At 48.9% G+C, this 19,538-nt stretch carries 12 protein-coding genes, 5 tRNA genes and 3 rRNA genes; 18 read left to right on the forward strand and 2 right to left on the reverse strand.

Annotated elements, in window-relative coordinates; genetic code table 11:
* Positions 1 to 312: 312 nt before the first annotated feature.
* The 6 genes from H4F65_RS21420 to birA all read left to right on the forward strand — a co-directional run bounded on the left by H4F65_RS21420 (position 313) and on the right by birA (position 7,608).
* Positions 313 to 1,854 (forward strand): 16S ribosomal RNA (locus tag H4F65_RS21420).
* A 140-nt stretch (positions 1,855 to 1,994) separates the two neighbouring features.
* Positions 1,995 to 2,070 (forward strand) — tRNA-Glu (locus H4F65_RS21425).
* Positions 2,071 to 2,297: 227 nt separating this feature from the next.
* Positions 2,298 to 5,204, forward strand: a 23S ribosomal RNA gene (locus H4F65_RS21430).
* 140 nt (positions 5,205 to 5,344) lie between these two features.
* A 5S ribosomal RNA gene (gene rrf / locus H4F65_RS21435) occupies positions 5,345 to 5,460 on the forward strand.
* The 16S, 23S and 5S rRNA genes sit together here with 1 tRNA gene alongside, the layout of an rRNA operon.
* Before the next feature lie 154 nt (positions 5,461 to 5,614).
* Complete coding sequence (murB, locus tag H4F65_RS21440) at positions 5,615 to 6,652, forward strand: UDP-N-acetylmuramate dehydrogenase (protein WP_010287071.1); 1,038 nt, start codon at positions 5,615 to 5,617, stop codon at positions 6,650 to 6,652.
* Positions 6,649 to 7,608, forward strand: coding sequence for a bifunctional biotin--[acetyl-CoA-carboxylase] ligase/biotin operon repressor BirA (birA, locus tag H4F65_RS21445; protein WP_010287073.1), 960 nt, complete (start codon positions 6,649 to 6,651; stop codon positions 7,606 to 7,608). The genes murB and birA overlap by 4 nt, the downstream gene beginning before the upstream one ends.
* Positions 7,609 to 7,646: 38 nt before the next feature.
* Here birA and coaA read toward each other — a convergent pair whose 3' ends face one another.
* Positions 7,647 to 8,597 (reverse strand): type I pantothenate kinase, encoded by a 951-nt coding sequence (gene coaA, locus H4F65_RS21450; protein WP_010287077.1) that lies wholly within the window; start codon positions 8,595 to 8,597, stop codon positions 7,647 to 7,649.
* 211 nt (positions 8,598 to 8,808) lie between these two features.
* Positions 8,809 to 9,357, reverse strand: coding sequence for a GNAT family N-acetyltransferase (locus H4F65_RS21455; protein ID WP_010287078.1), 549 nt, complete (start codon positions 9,355 to 9,357; stop codon positions 8,809 to 8,811).
* A 331-nt stretch (positions 9,358 to 9,688) separates the two neighbouring features.
* On the opposite strand from H4F65_RS21455, the gene H4F65_RS21460 reads away from it, so the two are divergent.
* The 12 genes from H4F65_RS21460 to rpoB all read left to right on the forward strand — a co-directional run bounded on the left by H4F65_RS21460 (position 9,689) and on the right by rpoB (position 19,511).
* Positions 9,689 to 9,764: transfer RNA gene (locus H4F65_RS21460), tRNA-Thr, on the forward strand.
* A gap of 15 nt (positions 9,765 to 9,779) precedes the next feature.
* A tRNA-Tyr gene (locus H4F65_RS21465) sits at positions 9,780 to 9,863 on the forward strand.
* A gap of 130 nt (positions 9,864 to 9,993) precedes the next feature.
* Positions 9,994 to 10,068: transfer RNA gene (locus H4F65_RS21470), tRNA-Gly, on the forward strand.
* A 6-nt stretch (positions 10,069 to 10,074) separates the two neighbouring features.
* Positions 10,075 to 10,150, forward strand: a tRNA-Thr gene (locus H4F65_RS21475).
* A gap of 107 nt (positions 10,151 to 10,257) precedes the next feature.
* The gene (gene tuf / locus H4F65_RS21480; protein ID WP_010277443.1) at positions 10,258 to 11,442 is read left to right on the forward strand and encodes an elongation factor Tu; all 1,185 of its coding nucleotides are present in this window, start codon (positions 10,258 to 10,260) and stop codon (positions 11,440 to 11,442) included.
* A gap of 237 nt (positions 11,443 to 11,679) precedes the next feature.
* On the forward strand, positions 11,680 to 12,063 hold the full coding sequence (gene secE, locus H4F65_RS21485) for a preprotein translocase subunit SecE (RefSeq protein ID WP_010285488.1): 384 nt from the start codon (positions 11,680 to 11,682) through the stop codon (positions 12,061 to 12,063).
* A gap of 1 nt (position 12,064) precedes the next feature.
* Positions 12,065 to 12,610 (forward strand): transcription termination/antitermination protein NusG, encoded by a 546-nt coding sequence (nusG, locus tag H4F65_RS21490; RefSeq protein ID WP_005970339.1) that lies wholly within the window; start codon positions 12,065 to 12,067, stop codon positions 12,608 to 12,610.
* Positions 12,611 to 12,772: 162 nt separating this feature from the next.
* Positions 12,773 to 13,201: a 50S ribosomal protein L11 gene (rplK, locus tag H4F65_RS21495; RefSeq protein ID WP_005970337.1), complete on the forward strand. Its 429-nt coding sequence runs from the start codon at positions 12,773 to 12,775 to the stop codon at positions 13,199 to 13,201.
* A gap of 3 nt (positions 13,202 to 13,204) precedes the next feature.
* Positions 13,205 to 13,909 carry a 50S ribosomal protein L1 gene (gene rplA, locus H4F65_RS21500; protein ID WP_010285494.1) on the forward strand — a complete coding sequence of 235 codons (705 nt, stop codon included), beginning with the start codon at positions 13,205 to 13,207 and terminating at the stop codon, positions 13,907 to 13,909.
* A 316-nt stretch (positions 13,910 to 14,225) separates the two neighbouring features.
* Positions 14,226 to 14,723, forward strand: coding sequence for a 50S ribosomal protein L10 (gene rplJ, locus H4F65_RS21505; protein WP_010285495.1), 498 nt, complete (start codon positions 14,226 to 14,228; stop codon positions 14,721 to 14,723).
* A gap of 66 nt (positions 14,724 to 14,789) precedes the next feature.
* The gene (rplL, locus tag H4F65_RS21510) at positions 14,790 to 15,155 is read left to right on the forward strand and encodes a 50S ribosomal protein L7/L12 (protein ID WP_010285496.1); all 366 of its coding nucleotides are present in this window, start codon (positions 14,790 to 14,792) and stop codon (positions 15,153 to 15,155) included.
* A gap of 327 nt (positions 15,156 to 15,482) precedes the next feature.
* On the forward strand, positions 15,483 to 19,511 hold the full coding sequence (gene rpoB / locus H4F65_RS21515) for a DNA-directed RNA polymerase subunit beta (RefSeq protein ID WP_039311347.1): 4,029 nt from the start codon (positions 15,483 to 15,485) through the stop codon (positions 19,509 to 19,511).
* Positions 19,512 to 19,538: the final 27 nt, after the last annotated feature.

Below are 19,538 nucleotides of genomic sequence, written 5' to 3' on the forward strand. Positions count from 1 at the left end.
GTCCCTATAATGCGCCTCCACTGACACGGCAACAGCGACACGCAGTTGCGGTAACAGGAAAAAAGATTCACCGAAGGCGGTCAGTAATGACTTGACTTCACAGCGGAAAAGCATAGTATATGCAGCCCGCGCCACCGATGAAGTGGCACTGCTCTTTAACAATTTAATCAGACAATCTGTGTGGGCACTCACAAGACCGTATCTTAACGATATAAAAAAGTCTTGAAGAGTGAACAACAGTAAATTCATTACGAATAAACAGTTTTAATTCTTTGAGCATCGCTGACGAGTTCAGCAAATCAAACAAATCTTAAATTGAAGAGTTTGATCATGGCTCAGATTGAACGCTGGCGGCAGGCCTAACACATGCAAGTCGAGCGGTAGCACAGAAGAGCTTGCTCTTTGGGTGACGAGCGGCGGACGGGTGAGTAATGTCTGGGAAACTGCCTGATGGAGGGGGATAACTACTGGAAACGGTAGCTAATACCGCATAACCTCGCAAGAGCAAAGAGGGGGACCTTAGGGCCTCTCGCCATCAGATGTGCCCAGATGGGATTAGCTAGTAGGTGAGGTAATGGCTCACCTAGGCGACGATCCCTAGCTGGTCTGAGAGGATGACCAGCCACACTGGAACTGAGACACGGTCCAGACTCCTACGGGAGGCAGCAGTGGGGAATATTGCACAATGGGCGCAAGCCTGATGCAGCCATGCCGCGTGTGTGAAGAAGGCCTTCGGGTTGTAAAGCACTTTCAGCGGGGAGGAAGGCAGTAAGGTTAATAACCTTATTGATTGACGTTACCCGCAGAAGAAGCACCGGCTAACTCCGTGCCAGCAGCCGCGGTAATACGGAGGGTGCAAGCGTTAATCGGAATGACTGGGCGTAAAGCGCACGCAGGCGGTCTGTTAAGTTGGATGTGAAATCCCCGGGCTTAACCTGGGAACTGCATTCAAAACTGACAGGCTAGAGTCTTGTAGAGGGGGGTAGAATTCCAGGTGTAGCGGTGAAATGCGTAGAGATCTGGAGGAATACCGGTGGCGAAGGCGGCCCCCTGGACAAAGACTGACGCTCAGGTGCGAAAGCGTGGGGAGCAAACAGGATTAGATACCCTGGTAGTCCACGCTGTAAACGATGTCGATTTGGAGGTTGTGCCCTTGAGGCGTGGCTTCCGGAGCTAACGCGTTAAATCGACCGCCTGGGGAGTACGGCCGCAAGGTTAAAACTCAAATGAATTGACGGGGGCCCGCACAAGCGGTGGAGCATGTGGTTTAATTCGATGCAACGCGAAGAACCTTACCTACTCTTGACATCCACAGAATTCGGCAGAGATGCCTTAGTGCCTTCGGGAACTGTGAGACAGGTGCTGCATGGCTGTCGTCAGCTCGTGTTGTGAAATGTTGGGTTAAGTCCCGCAACGAGCGCAACCCTTATCCTTTGTTGCCAGCGATTCGGTCGGGAACTCAAAGGAGACTGCCGGTGATAAACCGGAGGAAGGTGGGGATGACGTCAAGTCATCATGGCCCTTACGAGTAGGGCTACACACGTGCTACAATGGCGTATACAAAGAGAAGCGACCTCGCGAGAGCAAGCGGACCTCATAAAGTACGTCGTAGTCCGGATTGGAGTCTGCAACTCGACTCCATGAAGTCGGAATCGCTAGTAATCGTAGATCAGAATGCTACGGTGAATACGTTCCCGGGCCTTGTACACACCGCCCGTCACACCATGGGAGTGGGTTGCAAAAGAAGTAGGTAGCTTAACCTTCGGGAGGGCGCTTACCACTTTGTGATTCATGACTGGGGTGAAGTCGTAACAAGGTAACCGTAGGGGAACCTGCGGTTGGATCACCTCCTTACCAAGAAGATGTGTGTTGCGTGAAGTGCTCACACAGATTGTCTGATGAAAATACTGAGCAAGCGCACCTGTTGATGTCATGAGTGTAGACTCATGCTGACGCGAGCGTGCCGGGTTTATGACCTGGTGCGGATTTTTCGTGTCCCCATCGTCTAGAGGCCTAGGACACTGCCCTTTCACGGCTGTAACAGGGGTTCGAATCCCCTTGGGGACGCCAATCCGATAATGAGTGAAAGACATTATCACGAATATCTTAAAGATGATTCTTCGGAGTCATGTTTACGATATTGCTCTTTAACAATCTGGAACAAGCTGAAAATTGAAACATGACAGCTGAACATTGATGACTGCCTTCGGGCGGGTCATGATGAATCAGCCTGTCAATGAGTCTCTCAAATAATCGCAGCGCGATGATGAATCAATCGAAACATCTTCGGGTTGTGAGGTTAAGCGACTAAGCGTACACGGTGGATGCCTAGGCAGTCAGAGGCGATGAAGGGCGTGCTAATCTGCGATAAGCGTCGGTAAGCTGATATGAAGCGTTATACCCGACGATACCCGAATGGGGAAACCCAGTGTGTTTCGACACACTATCATGACATGAATACATAGTGTCATGAGGCGAACCGGGGGAACTGAAACATCTCAGTACCCCGAGGAAAAGAAATCAACCGAGATTCCCCCAGTAGCGGCGAGCGAACGGGGAGGAGCCCAGAACCTGAATCAGTTTGTGTGTTAGTGGAAGCGTCTGGAAAGTCGCACAGTAAAGGGTGATAGTCCCGTACACAAAAATGCACAAGCTGTGAGTTCGATGAGTAGGGCGGGACACGTGACATCCTGTCTGAATATGGGGGGACCATCCTCCAAGGCTAAATACTCCTGACTGACCGATAGTGAACCAGTACCGTGAGGGAAAGGCGAAAAGAACCCCGGCGAGGGGAGTGAAATAGAACCTGAAACCGTGTACGTACAAGCAGTGGGAGCCTACTTGTTAGGTGACTGCGTACCTTTTGTATAATGGGTCAGCGACTTATATTCTGTAGCAAGGTTAACCGTATAGGGGAGCCGCAGGGAAACCGAGTCTTAACTGGGCGTTAAGTTGCAGGGTATAGACCCGAAACCCGGTGATCTAGCCATGGGCAGGTTGAAGGTTGGGTAACACTAACTGGAGGACCGAACCGACTAATGTTGAAAAATTAGCGGATGACTTGTGGCTGGGGGTGAAAGGCCAATCAAACCGGGAGATAGCTGGTTCTCCCCGAAAGCTATTTAGGTAGCGCCTCGTGAACTCATCTTCGGGGGTAGAGCACTGTTTCGGCTAGGGGGTCATCCCGACTTACCAACCCGATGCAAACTACGAATACCGAAGAATGTTATCACGGGAGACACACGGCGGGTGCTAACGTTCGTCGTGAAGAGGGAAACAACCCAGACCGCCAGCTAAGGTCCCAAAGTCATGGTTAAGTGGGAAACGATGTGGGAAGGCACAGACAGCCAGGATGTTGGCTTAGAAGCAGCCATCATTTAAAGAAAGCGTAATAGCTCACTGGTCGAGTCGGCCTGCGCGGAAGATGTAACGGGGCTAAACCATGCACCGAAGCTGCGGCAGCGACACTTAGGTGTTGTTGGGTAGGGGAGCGTTCTGTAAGCCTGCGAAGGTGGCCTGTGAGGGCTGCTGGAGGTATCAGAAGTGCGAATGCTGACATAAGTAACGATAATGCGGGTGAAAAACCCGCACGCCGGAAGACCAAGGGTTCCTGTCCAACGTTAATCGGGGCAGGGTGAGTCGACCCCTAAGGCGAGGCTGAAAAGCGTAGTCGATGGGAAACAGGTTAATATTCCTGTACTCGGTGTTACTGCGAAGGGGGGACGGAGAAAGCTAGGTTATCCGGGCGACGGTTGTCCCGGTTTAAGCGTGAAGGTGGATGACTTTGGTAAATCCGGGTCATCGTTAACACTGAGGCGTGATGACGAGTCACTACGGTGATGAAGTAACCGATGCTACGCTTCCAGGAAAAGCCTCTAAGCTCCAGGTAACATCAAATCGTACCCCAAACCGACACAGGTGGTCAGGTAGAGAATACTCAGGCGCTTGAGAGAACTCGGGTGAAGGAACTAGGCAAAATGGTGCCGTAACTTCGGGAGAAGGCACGCTGATGGTAAGTGAAGTGACTTGCTCATGGAGCTGAAATCAGTCGAAGATACCAGCTGGCTGCAACTGTTTAATAAAAACACAGCACTGTGCAAACACGAAAGTGGACGTATACGGTGTGACGCCTGCCCGGTGCCGGAAGGTTAATTGATGGGGTCAGCCGCAAGGCGAAGCTCTTGATCGAAGCCCCGGTAAACGGCGGCCGTAACTATAACGGTCCTAAGGTAGCGAAATTCCTTGTCGGGTAAGTTCCGACCTGCACGAATGGCGTAATGATGGCCAGGCTGTCTCCACCCGAGACTCAGTGAAATTGAACTCGCTGTGAAGATGCAGTGTACCCGCGGCAAGACGGAAAGACCCCGTGAACCTTTACTATAGCTTGACACTGAACCTTGAGCCTTGATGTGTAGGATAGGTGGGAGGCTTTGAAGTGTGGACGCCAGTCTGCATGGAGCCAACCTTGAAATACCACCCTTTAATGTTTGATGTTCTAACGTGGACCCGTGATCCGGGTTGCGGACAGTGTCTGGTGGGTAGTTTGACTGGGGCGGTCTCCTCCCAAAGCGTAACGGAGGAGCACGAAGGTTAGCTAATCCTGGTCGGACATCAGGAGGTTAGTGCAAAGGCATAAGCTAGCTTGACTGCGAGAGTGACAGCTCGAGCAGGTGCGAAAGCAGGTCTTAGTGATCCGGTGGTTCTGAATGGAAGGGCCATCGCTCAACGGATAAAAGGTACTCCGGGGATAACAGGCTGATACCGCCCAAGAGTTCATATCGACGGCGGTGTTTGGCACCTCGATGTCGGCTCATCACATCCTGGGGCTGAAGTAGGTCCCAAGGGTATGGCTGTTCGCCATTTAAAGTGGTACGCGAGCTGGGTTTAGAACGTCGTGAGACAGTTCGGTCCCTATCTGCCGTGGGCGTTGGAAGATTGAGAGGGGTTGCTCCTAGTACGAGAGGACCGGAGTGAACGCACCACTGGTGTACGGGTTGTGATGCCAATTGCATTGCCCGGTAGCTAAGTGCGGAAGAGATAACCGCTGAAAGCATCTAAGCGGGAAACTTGCCTCGAGATGAGTCTTCCCTGGGCACTAGATGCCCCTGAAGGGCCGTTGAAGACGACGACGTAGATAGGCTGGGTGTGTAAGCGTAGCGATACGTTGAGCTAACCAGTACTAATGACCCGAGAGGCTTAACCTTACAACACCGAAGGTGTTTTGTGGGTGATGAAAGACTCATAGAGAACGATGTTCAGCTTGTTCAGAGATTGGTTCTGGTGGTTGCGTGATGACAAGAGAGAGAAAGTCAGCACAGTAACGGCTGGAATGAAACAGAATTTGCCTGGCGGCGATAGCGCGGTGGTCCCACCTGACCCCATGCCGAACTCAGAAGTGAAACGCCGTAGCGCCGATGGTAGTGTGGGGCTTCCCCATGTGAGAGTAGGGAACTGCCAGGCATCAAACAAGTGGAAAGCCCCTGTCGAAAGACAGGGGCTTTTTGCTATGGGCGTTAGGAAAAATTGTTTATACGTATCCGGTGGCAAAAGGCAGTCGGTATCTTGCGTAGATCAGGTAGACTATGCGATATCTGAATTAGTAGGTATTTCTATCATGGCGTCGAGCGTTATTTCATTAAAGTCTTATAACTCTTTCTCATTACCTGTTTCCGCATCTTGTATTAAGGTTGCGGATACTCAGGAGAAATTGATTGAAGGATGGCGCGTCGCCAGTGCATCACAAGAGCCGATTTTGTTGCTAGGGGAAGGGAGTAATGTCCTTTTTCTTGAAGACTTTTTAGGTACTATTCTGCTAAATCGGCTTAAGGGTATAGATATTCGAGAAGAAAGCGATGGCTGGTATCTTCATGTTGGTGCAGGTGAGAATTGGCATCAATTAGTTGAATATACACTTAAGCGTGGCATTGCTGGGTTAGAAAATCTGGCATTAATTCCCGGATGTGTGGGTTCTGCACCGATACAGAATATCGGTGCGTACGGTATCGAGTTACAGCATGTTTGTGATTATGTTGACGTGTTAGATCTGGCTGAAGGTAAAGTCATGCGTTTTACCTCTGAGGAATGCCAGTTCGGTTACCGTGAAAGCATATTTAAGCATCAATACCGCTCTGGATTTGCGATCACCGCTGTAGGGCTTTTTTTAAAGAAAGAGTGGAACCCGATACTTAACTACGGTGATTTGGTCAAGCTGGACCCTACAACCGTTACGCCACTGCAGGTATTTGACTCTGTATGTCATATGCGTCGAAGTAAACTCCCAGACCCTGTAGTGACAGGTAATGCTGGTAGCTTCTTCAAAAATCCAATAATTGCACAACAGCATGCCGAACGTATTTTACGAGAGTATCCAAACGCACCTCAGTATTTGCAAGCCGATGGTAACGTTAAATTGGCAGCTGGATGGTTAATTGATCAGTGTAAACTTAAAGGATTCCAGCTTGGTGGTGCTGCTGTTCACGAGAAACAGGCATTAGTTCTGATTAATAAAAATAATTCAAAAAGCTCAGATATTGTTGAATTAGCTCGTTACGTCCGCAACCAAGTTTCTGAAAAATTCTCCATACAGCTGGAACCTGAAGTTCGCTTTATTGCTGCGCATGGAGAGGTCAATGCCATCGAGGTATTATCATGAGAGATATTACAGTTCCTCTTAAGTTGATTAAAATTCTCTCTGATGGGGAGTTTTATTCCGGTGAGTTGCTGGGCGAAATGATGGGGATGAGCCGTGCTGCGATTAATAAACACATTCAAACTATACGCGACTGGGGAATTGATATATTTACTGTAACGGGTAAGGGCTATTCTTTGCCAGCGCCTATGCAGTTATTAGATGAAGAGGTTATCCTTAAGGACCTACCTGAAGGTGGCGTAACGGTTTTACCTGTCGTCGATTCTACGAATCAGTACATTTTAGAACGATTGGATACACTGTCCTCCGGTGATGCATGCCTTGCTGAATATCAGCAGGCTGGGCGTGGTCGTCGGGGGCGGCAATGGTTTTCACCCTTTGGTGCGAATTTGTATTTGTCCTTATATTGGCGCTTAGAGCAGGGACCCGCTGCGGCTGTTGGCGTGAGTCTGGTTATCGGTATCGTAATGGCCGAAGTGCTACATAAGCTGGGTGCTGATGGTGTTCGAGTCAAATGGCCTAATGACTTATATTTGAAGGATAGAAAGTTGGCTGGCATTCTTGTCGAGCTGACAGGGAAAACTGGGGATGCTGCTAATTTAGTCATTGGTGCAGGTATTAATCTACAAATGAGAGCACCTGCTCCAGATACGATTAATCAAGGCTGGATAAATTTACAAGAGGCAGGTATAGAGATTAATCGTAATACTCTCGCTTCGACTCTTATTTCTGAATTAAGAAGCGCTTTGGCCGTCTTTGAACTACAAGGTCTTGAACCATTTATTCCCAGATGGGAAAAGTTGGATAACTATTTTAATCGTCCGATCCGCTTGATTATCGGTAATCGCGAAATTCATGGGGTAGACCGAGGAATCGATCGCCAGGGTGCATTGTTATTAGAAGCTGATGGTTTGATAACACCGTATATTGGTGGGGAAATTTCTCTGCGCGGCGCATAAAAAAGGGGGAATTCCCCCTTTTCCATATTCATTCATTTTTACTTTCTTAATCGAACACATTCAACGGCATGATTAGCACTTTTAGTCATAATAAGACTCGCTCTCTCCCGAGTGGGAAGGATATTTTCTTTTAGATTAAGTCCATTAATTTCCGCCCATAACTGAGATGCAATACCGACGGCTTCTTCTTTCGCCAATTTTGCATAATTATGGAAGTATGAATTTGGATTTGAGAATGCACCTTGTCTAAATTTCAAAAAGCGATTTATATACCATGTTTTTAGCAGTGTTTCAGGTGCATCCACATAGATAGAGAAATCTACAAAATCAGAAACGAAAACTCTATGTGGATCATGTGGATAGTCCATTCCGCTTTGTAAAACATTCAACCCTTCTAATATTAAAATATCAGGTTGTTCCAACACTTTATTGTTATTAGGGACGATATCATATGTCAGATGGGAATAAGTCGGAGCTGTGACTTTGTGTGTCCCTGACTTTATATCAGAAACAAATTTTACCAGGCTGTGCATATCATATGACTGTGGAAAGCCTTTTTTCTTCATCAAGTCGCGTTCTTTTAGCACCTTATTTGGATGAAGAAATCCATCGGTTGTAATAAGTTCTACACTGCGATGTTCCGGCCAGCGGCTTAATAACGCTTGGAGCACACGGGCTGTGGTACTTTTCCCTACAGCGACACTACCTGCGATGCCGATTATGTAAGGTATTTTTTGGCCATCGGTTCCTAAAAACTGCTCGAGCACAGCCTGACGGCGTAAATTAGAGCTTATATAGAAATTGAGCAGGCGAGATAGCGGCAGATAAATTTCCGCGACTTCGTCTAATGAAAGGTCTTCGTTAATGCCTTTGAGCTTAACGATTTCTTCCTCTGTCAGCGTTAACGGGACGGAATCGCGCAAGGCGGCCCATTGGCTGCGGTTAAATTGTAGATATGGCGTGGCCAAGGATTGCTCTCTGTTGCTCATAAGTCGTGTTCTGCCTGCTTCACAGGTAAGAAAAGGGACTCTCAGCCCAGCGAAGAAAACGGGCTATTAGTTTAGCCAACGCGATGATCGCGGCACCTTCTCTTATGTAATAAATTTTTGATAATGGGCAGGTTAACACTTTGCTACTAGAAAGAAGAAGAGAAAATCGGTGCTGTACCCGATGCTTCTATGTTTACGCATCGGGTACTCGCTAGCTAGCGATGGCTTTACCTAAACCATTCACAGCAAAGAGACGCTTATAATAGATGGCTGTTGGGTGGTAATAGCCATCAGGTGTGCAAGCATAGTCTGGCAATTCTCCCAGATGGCGATAACCCAAGGCACGGTAAAACGCTTCTGCGGGGGAACCTGCTTGGGTGTCTAAGTAGAGCAAGCCCCTCTGCTGTAAAAGTGCGCTCTTTTCCAATAGCTGAATGAGCAGTCGGCCTATTCCCGCTCTTCTTGTGCGGCTATGGACCAGTAATTTTTGAATTTCAGCTCTGTTTTTTCCGTTTGTTTTTTGACACAACTCGAGCTGTACGCTTCCGACGATACCCTCCTCATCGCGCGCCACCCATATCATACGTTCACCGTTGGAAACTGATTTTTGCAAACTATGAAAATATTCTGTGGCTTCTTTATGGGACAGTGGCGAGTGGTATCCAACAGAAGCGCCTTTTTCTACAGCATCTATCAATAGATTAGCCAGTTCCTCACGATAGACAGGCAAGGTTGCTGCATTGAGTTGAACGGTTTTCATCGTACTTTGCCCCTTCTACAGACATTTATTTTTAATCAAGCAAAATGCATTCCAGGTCTGTTTTCTTAGAAAAACGAGCAAAATAGCATCGGTCGGTGCAGCGACTGCTCTTCTAAAGGGCAAAATCGTATTTTTGGTGCAAGAGAAACAAGAGGAAGGTTGATGGCGAAATCACCATTTTGTTGGATAGGGTTGGTGGTTCTTTGCACTATTTCTTACTGTTATTCTAGATTTATAGCTGAATTTGGATAAAATCTAAGCGATAGCGCATTTTACGCAATTTTTTTGTTGCATCGAGCGTTCTGTCTACCTAGAATGCGCAGCACTTGAAGCCGGCTTAGCTCAGTAGGTAGAGCAACTGACTTGTAATCAGTAGGTCACCAGTTCGATTCCGGTAGCCGGCACCATCAAGTACACAATCAGGTGGGGTTCCCGAGCGGCCAAAGGGAGCAGACTGTAAATCTGCCGTCACAGACTTCGAAGGTTCGAATCCTTCCCCACCACCAAATTCAATTCTGGCAACAGGATATTCGATACGGTAGCAAGACTAAGCCGGATCGACGAAGGCGGGGTCTATAAAATCTTATTCCTCAACTTCAAAATCTACAGAAAAATTAGGTAGCCGAGTTCCAGGATGCGGGCATCGTATAATGGCTATTACCTCAGCCTTCCAAGCTGATGATGTGGGTTCGATTCCCACTGCCCGCTCCAAGATGTGCTGATATAGCTCAGTTGGTAGAGCGCACCCTTGGTAAGGGTGAGGTCGGCAGTTCGAATCTGCCTATCAGCACCACTTCCTTTTCCTCCTCCTGATTTTCTTTCTGTGAATAAATTCAGCAAGCTATCGCTTGGTTGATGTGGTGATACCACCGATTTATCCGTGTCTTAGAGGGACAATCGATGTCTAAAGAAAAATTTGAACGTACAAAACCGCACGTTAACGTCGGTACTATCGGCCACGTTGACCATGGTAAAACAACGCTGACCGCTGCAATCACTACCGTTCTGGCTAAAACCTACGGTGGTAGCGCGCGTGCATTCGACCAGATCGATAACGCACCGGAAGAAAAAGCACGTGGTATCACCATCAACACGTCTCACGTTGAATACGATACCCCGTCTCGCCACTACGCGCACGTTGACTGCCCAGGACACGCCGACTATGTGAAAAACATGATCACCGGTGCTGCCCAGATGGATGGCGCGATCCTGGTTGTTGCTGCGACTGACGGCCCAATGCCTCAGACTCGTGAGCACATCCTGCTGGGTCGTCAGGTTGGCGTTCCTTTCATCATCGTGTTCCTGAACAAATGTGACATGGTTGATGACGAAGAGCTGCTGGAACTGGTTGAGATGGAAGTGCGTGAGCTGCTGTCTCAGTACGACTTCCCAGGCGACGACACCCCAGTGGTTCGTGGTTCTGCTCTGAAAGCGCTGGAAGGCGAAGCTGAATGGGAAGCAAAAATCATCGAACTGGCAGAGCACCTGGATTCTTACATCCCAGAACCAGAGCGTGCCATTGACAAGCCGTTCCTGCTGCCAATCGAAGACGTATTCTCCATCTCCGGTCGTGGTACTGTTGTTACCGGTCGTGTAGAGCGCGGTATCGTTAAAGTCGGTGAAGAAGTTGAAATCGTTGGTATCAAGGATACGGCGAAATCTACCTGTACTGGCGTAGAAATGTTCCGCAAACTGCTGGACGAAGGTCGTGCAGGTGAGAACGTTGGTGTTCTGCTGCGTGGTATCAAGCGTGAAGAAATCGAGCGTGGTCAGGTACTGGCTAAGCCGGGTTCAATCAAGCCGCACACTCAGTTCGAATCCGAAGTGTATATCCTGAGCAAAGATGAAGGCGGCCGTCATACTCCGTTCTTCAAAGGCTACCGTCCTCAGTTCTACTTCCGTACAACTGACGTAACGGGCACCATCGAACTGCCAGAAGGCGTAGAGATGGTAATGCCGGGCGACAACATCAAAATGGTTGTTACCCTGATCCACCCAATCGCGATGGACGACGGTTTGCGTTTCGCCATCCGTGAAGGCGGCCGTACAGTAGGCGCGGGCGTTGTTGCTAAAGTTATCGCTTAATCGCTGATAACATTTGACGCGACACGCGATAAAAGGGCATCATTTGATGCCCTTTTTCTACGCTGTCATGGTAGAACCTATCTCATCAGCGATTGTGAGATATAATCATTGGTGAGATAGGCTCTGTAGATACGGCGTAAATACCGAATTATTCGTTTTACAGAACATCTTTCGGTTTGGTTGCCCCGTGGTTGCGGGGCAAAGTTATTTGTCTGAATCATTGTGACAGGTTGGTTTATGAGTGCGAATACCGAAGCTCAGGATAGTGGGCGTGGCCTGGAAGTGATTAAGTGGTTGGTAGTAGGTGCCTTGCTGGTTGTTGCGATTGTTGGCAATTATTATTACCGCGAATTTAGTCTTCCTCTGCGTGCATTGGCCGTTGTTATCCTGATCGCCGCAGCCGGTGGTGTGGCACTGCTGACCACGAAAGGCAAAGCAACCGTAGCGTTTGCTCGCGAAGCGCGTACCGAAGTGCGCAAAGTAATTTGGCCGACTCGTCAGGAAACGTTACACACCACGTTAATCGTTGCCGCGGTGACTGCCGTGATGTCACTGATTTTGTGGGGGCTGGATGGTATTCTGGTCCGTCTGGTATCGTTTATCACTGGCCTGAGGTTCTAAGATGTCTGAAGCTCCAAAAAAACGTTGGTACGTCGTTCAGGCGTTTTCTGGTTTTGAAGGTCGCGTAGCACAATCTCTGCGTGAGCATATCAAACTCCATAATATGGAAGAGCTGTTTGGCGAAGTCATGGTTCCGACTGAAGAAGTCGTTGAGATCCGTGGTGGCCAGCGTCGCAAGAGCGAACGCAAGTTTTTCCCTGGTTATGTTTTAGTACAGATGGTGATGGAAGATGCCAGTTGGCATCTTGTACGCAGCGTACCTCGTGTTATGGGGTTCATTGGCGGCACATCTGACCGTCCTGCTCCAATTAGTGACAAAGAAGTGGATGCGATCATGAATCGTCTCCAGCAGGTTGGCGACAAGCCTCGTCCGAAAACGCTGTTTGAACCGGGCGAAATGGTTCGTGTCAACGATGGTCCATTTGCCGACTTTAACGGTGTTGTTGAAGAAGTAGACTATGAGAAGAGCCGCCTGAAGGTGTCTGTTTCTATATTTGGTCGTGCGACACCTGTTGAACTGGACTTTGCTCAGGTCGAAAAAGGCTAATTGCCTGATAAGATTTGCTGAAAATAGCGACTTGCCTATGGCGCGAAATTAACCTATAATTTCGCGCCTTTTGTTTTTCAGTGGCCTCAATGGCGACTGAAGCGTAATACAAACCACGGGGAGCCTTTCACTAGGCGCTATTACCCAATCGAGGAAAGTTAAATGGCCAAGAAAGTACAAGCCTACGTCAAGCTGCAAGTTGCAGCTGGTATGGCTAACCCGAGCCCACCGGTAGGTCCGGCTCTGGGTCAGCAAGGTGTTAACATCATGGAATTCTGTAAGGCGTTCAACGCTAAAACTGAAAGCCTTGAGAAGGGTCTGCCGACTCCGGTTGTTATTACCGTTTATTCTGACCGTTCTTTCACCTTCGTTACCAAAACGCCTCCAGCAGCTGTTCTGCTGAAGAAAGCGGCTGGTATCAAGTCTGGTTCCGGCAAGCCGAACAAAGACAAAGTTGGTAAAGTAACGAGCGCTCAGGTTCGTGAAATCGCAGAAACTAAAGCTGCGGACATGACTGGTTCTGATGTAGACGCCATGGCGCGCTCTATCGCAGGTACCGCTCGTTCCATGGGCCTGGTAGTGGAGGATTAATAAATGGCTAAGCTGACCAAGCGCATGCGCGTGATCCGTGACAAAGTTGATGTAACTAAACAGTATGACATCAACGAAGCTGTTGCTCTGCTCAAAGAGCTGGCCACTGCTAAGTTCGTAGAAAGTGTAGACGTAGCTGTTAACCTCGGCATCGATGCACGTAAATCTGACCAAAACGTTCGCGGTGCAACCGTTCTGCCTCACGGCACCGGTCGTTCTGTTCGCGTAGCTGTCTTCACCCAAGGTGCAAACGCTGAAGCTGCTAAAGCAGCTGGCGCTGAATTCGTGGGCATGGAAGATCTGGCTGATCAGATCAAGAAAGGCGAAATGGGCTTTGATGTTGTTATTGCATCTCCAGATGCAATGCGCGTTGTTGGCCAATTGGGCCAGGTTCTGGGTCCACGTGGCCTTATGCCAAACCCGAAAGTGGGTACTGTAACTCCTAACGTTGCTGAAGCGGTTAACAATGCTAAAGCGGGTCAGGTTCGTTACCGTAACGACAAGAACGGCATCATCCATACCACTATCGGTAAGGTTGATTTCGATTCTAACAAATTGAAAGAAAACCTAGAGTCTCTGTTGATTGCGCTGAAAAAAGCAAAACCATCTCAGGCGAAAGGCGTGTACATCAAGAAAGTTAGCTTGTCTACCACTATGGGCGCTGGCGTTGCCATCGACCAGAGCGGTCTGAACGCTGCTGCTAACTAATAGCTTTTGTTCCGCTTTACTCGGGTGTGAGATTTACCTATAATTTTACGCCCGTTGTTCCTCAAGTGGAATGGCGCAAGAATTTTCGGTTGGAGCCTGGCCTATCCAGGCCTCCGTCCAAGACCGCAGGTGTTTCGCAAGAAACTTAATTCTCCTGCGTAGACGGTGACAGAGCCTAAATAACGTTTTTCTTTTTTATAAAGAATAATTTTTTACTGGATTCTGCTCACCGTGTTTCAACGCTTATCTCTAATTTTGGCGATAAGTGAAGTGAGTTCCGGAGAGTTTCTCCGGCTAAATCCAGGAGCAAAAGCTAATGGCATTAAATCTTCAAGACAAACAAGCGATTGTTGCTGAAGTCAGCGAAGTAGCCAAAGGTGCGCTGTCTGCGGTTGTTGCGGATTCCCGTGGCGTTACCGTTGATAAAATGACCGAACTGCGTAAAGCAGCGCGTGAAGCTGGCGTTTACATGCGTGTTGTTCGTAACACCCTGCTGCGCCGCGTTGTTGAAGGTACTCAATTTGAGTGCCTGAAAGACACGTTTGTCGGTCCGACCCTGATTGCATATTCTCTGGAACACCCGGGCGCTGCTGCTCGTTTGTTCAAAGAGTTCGCGAAAGCGAATGCAAAATTCGAGGTCAAAGCTGCAGCCTTTGAAGGTGAGCTGATCCCGGCGGCTCAAATTGACCGTCTGGCAACGCTGCCGACTTACGAAGAAGCACTGGCACGTCTGATGTCGACCATGAAAGAAGCCGCTGCAGGCAAACTGGTCCGCACTCTGGCTGCTGTTCGCGATGCAAAAGAAGCTGCGTAATAGCACTTTCTTTTCTAACGTACTTGCTAACGTATAAACTATTTCTGATTCTTAGGAACAATTGTTATGTCTATCACTAAAGATCAAATTCTGGAAGCAGTAGCAGCTATGTCTGTAATGGATGTTGTTGAGCTGGTTTCTGCTATGGAAGAAAAATTCGGTGTTTCTGCTGCTGCTGCTGTAGCTGTTGCTGCTGGCCCAGCTGAAGTTGCTGAAGAAAAAACTGAGTTCGACGTTGTGCTGAAAGCTATCGGTGCTAACAAAGTTGCTGTAATCAAAGCTGTTCGCGGCGCGACTGGTCTGGGCCTGAAAGAAGCCAAAGATCTGGTTGAATCTGCACCTGCAGTTCTGAAAGAAGGCGTGAGCAAAGATGACGCTGAAGCACTGAAAAAATCACTGGAAGAAGCTGGCGCAGAAGTTGAAGTTAAATAAGCCAACCTTTCAGGTTGCAGCCTGATTTATTAGGCTGATGGCTGGTGACTTTTTAGTCACCAGCCTTTTTGCGCTGTAGGGCATCAATGGGGTTTCACACTGTTTAGCCATTGATTTCTCCCAATATTTTTTTCTATTGACGACTTAATATACTGCTTTCCTGCATGGGCTCCATGCCTAAGCAAGAGCAACGAAATGGTTTAAGAGTAATAGAAAGACGTATTACGGAAAGTTCTCTATTTTCCGACCAACATAAATAGTGTTGCATGAACTGTCCTTGTTAGGGCAGACAGAGTGGTTCGACTTGTCAGCTAGCTGAGGAACCCTATGGTTTACTCCTATACCGAGAAAAAACGCATTCGTAAGGATTTTGGTAAACGTCCACAGGTTTTGGACATACCTTATCTCCTTTCTATCCAACTTGACTCGTTCCAGAAGTTTATCGAGCAAGACCCGGAAGGTCAGTACGGTTTGGAAGCTGCATTCCGTTCTGTTTTCCCTATAAAAAGCTATAGCGGTAATTCAGAGCTGCAATACGTTAGCTATCGCTTGGGCGAGCCAGTATTTGACGTTAAAGAATGTCAGATCCGTGGCGTGACGTTCTCTGCGCCGCTACGCGTAAAACTGCGCCTGGTGATCTACGAGCGCGAAGCGCCTGAAGGCACCGTTAAAGACATCAAAGAACAAGAAGTTTACATGGGCGAAATTCCGCTCATGACCGATAACGGTACCTTCGTGATCAACGGTACTGAGCGTGTAATCGTGTCTCAGTTACACCGTAGTCCAGGTGTGTTCTTCGATAGCGACAAAGGTAAAACCCACTCTTCAGGTAAGGTGCTGTATAACGCACGTATTATTCCTTACCGTGGTTCCTGGCTGGATTTCGAGTTTGATCCAAAGGATAACCTGTTTGTTCGTATCGACCGTCGTCGCAAATTGCCTGCGACCATTATCCTGCGCGCGCTGGGTTATTCCACCGAACAGATTCTCGATCTTTTCTTCGATAAAATTGTCTATGAAATCAATGGCAATAAGTTGCAGATGGATCTGGTTCCTGAGCGTCTGCGTGGTGAAACCGCATCGTTTGATATTGAAGCGAACGGTAAAGTTTATATCGAAAAAGGTCGCCGCATCACTGCGCGTCATATCCGTCAGTTAGAGAAAGACGGCATTGAACGCATTGAAGTGCCTGTTGAATATATCGCTGGCAAAGTACTGTCCAAAGATTATATCGACGAGAGCACCGGTGAACTGATCGGCGCAGCCAACATGGAGCTGTCGCTGGATCTGCTGGCCAAACTGAGCCAGTCTGGTCACAAACGTATTGAGACACTGTTCACCAACGATCTTGATCATGGTGCATACATGTCTGAAACCGTGCGCGTCGATCCGTCAAACGATCGCCTGAGTGCGCTGGTTGAAATCTATCGCATGATGCGTCCTGGTGAGCCACCAACGCGTGAAGCAGCAGAAACGCTGTTTGAGAACCTGTTCTTCTCAGAAGACCGCTATGATCTGTCTGCGGTTGGTCGTATGAAGTTCAACCGTTCTCTGCTACGTGATGAGATCGAAGGTTCCGGTATCCTGAGCAAAGATGACATCATCGAAGTGATGAAGAAGCTCATTGATATCCGTAACGGTAAAGGCGAAGTGGATGATATCGACCACCTCGGCAACCGTCGTATCCGTTCCGTCGGCGAAATGGCAGAAAACCAATTCCGCGTTGGTCTGGTGCGTGTAGAACGTGCTGTAAAAGAGCGTCTGTCTCTGGGCGACCTTGATACGCTGATGCCACAGGACATGATCAACGCCAAGCCGATTTCGGCTGCCGTTAAAGAGTTCTTCGGTTCAAGTCAGCTGTCACAGTTTATGGACCAGAACAACCCGCTGTCCGAGATTACGCACAAACGTCGTATCTCTGCATTGGGCCCAGGCGGTCTGACGCGTGAACGTGCTGGCTTTGAAGTTCGTGACGTACACCCGACTCACTACGGTCGCGTTTGTCCTATCGAAACGCCGGAAGGTCCGAACATCGGTCTGATCAACTCCCTGTCCGTTTATGCGCAAACGAACGAATACGGTTTCCTTGAAACCCCGTATCGTCGCGTGCGTGACAACGTGGTGACGGATGAGATCCATTACCTGTCTGCGATTGAAGAAGGTAACTTCGTTATCGCACAGGCGAACACCAATTTGGACGAAGAAGGCCGCTTCATCGACGAACTGGTGACCTGCCGTAACAAAGGCGAGTCCAGCTTGTTCAGCCGCGATCAGGTTGAATACATGGACGTTTCCACACAGCAGGTGGTTTCCGTCGGTGCATCCCTGATTCCGTTCCTGGAACACGATGACGCCAACCGCGCCCTGATGGGTGCGAACATGCAACGTCAGGCCGTTCCGACTCTGCGCGCTGATAAGCCGCTGGTTGGTACCGGTATGGAACGCGCTGTTGCGGTTGACTCCGGTGTAACTGCCGTAGCCAAACGTGGTGGTACAGTACAATACGTGGATGCATCCCGTATTGTAATCCGCGTTAATGACGATGAAATGTATCCGGGCGAAGCCGGGATCGACATCTATAACCTGACCAAATATACCCGTTCTAACCAGAATACCTGCATCAGCCAGATGCCATGTGTGTCTCTGGGTGAGCCGGTAGAACGTGGTGATGTTCTGGCAGATGGCCCGTCCACCGATCTGGGTGAATTGGCGCTGGGTCAGAACATGCGCGTGGCATTCATGCCATGGAACGGTTACAACTTCGAAGACTCCATCCTCGTTTCCGAGCGTGTGGTCCAGGAAGATCGCTTTACGACCATCCATATTCAGGAACTGGCCTGTGTGTCTCGTGACACCAAGTTGGGGCCTGAAGAAATTACTGCAGACATCCCGAACGTGGGTGAAGCAGCACTTTCCAAACTGGATGAGTCCGGCATTGTTTACATCGGTGCGGAAGTGACCGGTGGTGACATTCTGGTTGGTAAGGTAACGCCGAAAGGTGAAACCCAACTGACGCCAGAAGAGAAACTGCTGCGTGCGATCTTCGGTGAGAAAGCGTCTGACGTTAAAGACTCTTCTCTGCGTGTACCAAACGGTGTTTCCGGTACGATTATCGACGTACAGGTCTTTACCCGCGATGGCGTGGAAAAAGACAAACGTGCGCTGGAAATCGAAGAAATGCAGCTGAAGCAGGCGAAGAAAGACCTGACTGAAGAATTGCAGATTCTGGAAGCGGGCCTGTTTGCACGTATCCACGCTGTGCTGGTTTCCGGTGGCGTAGAAGCTGACAAACTAGACAAACTGCCGCGCGAGCGCTGGTTGGAACTGGGTCTGACTGATGAAGATAAACAGAATCAGTTGGAACAGCTGGCAGAACAGTATGATGAGCTGAAGCACGAGTTTGAGAAAAAACTCGAAGCTAAGCGCCGTAAAATCACCCAAGGCGATGATCTGGCACCGGGCGTGCTGAAAATCGTTAAGGTTTATCTGGCCGTTAAACGTCAGATCCAACCGGGTGACAAGATGGCTGGTCGTCACGGGAACAAAGGTGTTATCTCCAAGATCAACCCGATCGAAGATATGCCTTACGATGAGAACGGTACGCCGGTCGATATCGTACTGAACCCGCTGGGCGTACCTTCACGTATGAACATTGGTCAGATTCTGGAAACCCACTTGGGTATGGCTGCAAAAGGTATCGGCGAGAAAATCAACGCCATGCTCAAGCAGCACGAAGAAGTGACTAAACTGCGTGAGTTCATCCAGAGAGCCTATGACCTGGGCGATGATGTGCGTCAAAAAGTCGACCTGAGCACTTTCTCAGACGAAGAAGTAATGCGTCTGGCTGAAAACCTGAAAAAAGGTATGCCAATTGCAACGCCGGTATTCGACGGTGCAAAAGAGAAAGAAATCAAGGAACTGTTGCAGATGGGCGGTATCCCTACCTCCGGTCAGATTACCCTGTACGATGGACGTACCGGTGAGCAATTTGAGCGTCAGGTTACAGTGGGCTACATGTACATGCTGAAACTGAACCACTTGGTCGACGATAAGATGCATGCCCGTTCCACCGGTTCTTATAGCCTGGTTACTCAGCAGCCGCTGGGTGGTAAGGCACAGTTCGGTGGTCAACGCTTCGGTGAGATGGAAGTGTGGGCGCTGGAAGCTTATGGTGCAGCTTATACCCTGCAAGAAATGTTGACCGTTAAGTCTGATGACGTGAACGGCCGTACCAAGATGTATAAAAACATCGTGGATGGCAATCATCAGATGGAACCAGGCATGCCGGAATCCTTCAACGTATTGTTGAAAGAAATCCGCTCGCTGGGTATCAACATCGAGCTGGAAGAAAAGTAATTCCAGCCCGTTGTATTGCTGGCATTC

Origin of the sequence: Pectobacterium brasiliense (assembly GCF_016950255.1) — a bacterium.
GTDB classification, from domain to species: Bacteria; Pseudomonadota; Gammaproteobacteria; order Enterobacterales; family Enterobacteriaceae; genus Pectobacterium; species Pectobacterium brasiliense.

Bases quoted from the DNA above. Each gene is read 5' to 3' on its own strand.
- birA (WP_010287073.1), top strand. From the start codon at position 6,649: ATGAGAGATATTACAGTTCCTCTTAAGTTGATTAAAATTCTCTCTGAT.
- coaA (WP_010287077.1), bottom strand. From the start codon at position 8,597: ATGAGCAACAGAGAGCAATCCTTGGCCACGCCATATCTACAATTTAAC.
- murB (WP_010287071.1), top strand. From the start codon at position 5,615: ATGGCGTCGAGCGTTATTTCATTAAAGTCTTATAACTCTTTCTCATTA.
- H4F65_RS21455 (WP_010287078.1), bottom strand. From the start codon at position 9,357: ATGAAAACCGTTCAACTCAATGCAGCAACCTTGCCTGTCTATCGTGAG.
- rplK (WP_005970337.1), top strand. From the start codon at position 12,773: ATGGCCAAGAAAGTACAAGCCTACGTCAAGCTGCAAGTTGCAGCTGGT.
- rplJ (WP_010285495.1), top strand. From the start codon at position 14,226: ATGGCATTAAATCTTCAAGACAAACAAGCGATTGTTGCTGAAGTCAGC.
- rplL (WP_010285496.1), top strand. From the start codon at position 14,790: ATGTCTATCACTAAAGATCAAATTCTGGAAGCAGTAGCAGCTATGTCT.
- tuf (WP_010277443.1), top strand. From the start codon at position 10,258: ATGTCTAAAGAAAAATTTGAACGTACAAAACCGCACGTTAACGTCGGT.
- secE (WP_010285488.1), top strand. From the start codon at position 11,680: ATGAGTGCGAATACCGAAGCTCAGGATAGTGGGCGTGGCCTGGAAGTG.
- rpoB (WP_039311347.1), top strand. From the start codon at position 15,483: ATGGTTTACTCCTATACCGAGAAAAAACGCATTCGTAAGGATTTTGGT.
- rplA (WP_010285494.1), top strand. From the start codon at position 13,205: ATGGCTAAGCTGACCAAGCGCATGCGCGTGATCCGTGACAAAGTTGAT.
- nusG (WP_005970339.1), top strand. From the start codon at position 12,065: ATGTCTGAAGCTCCAAAAAAACGTTGGTACGTCGTTCAGGCGTTTTCT.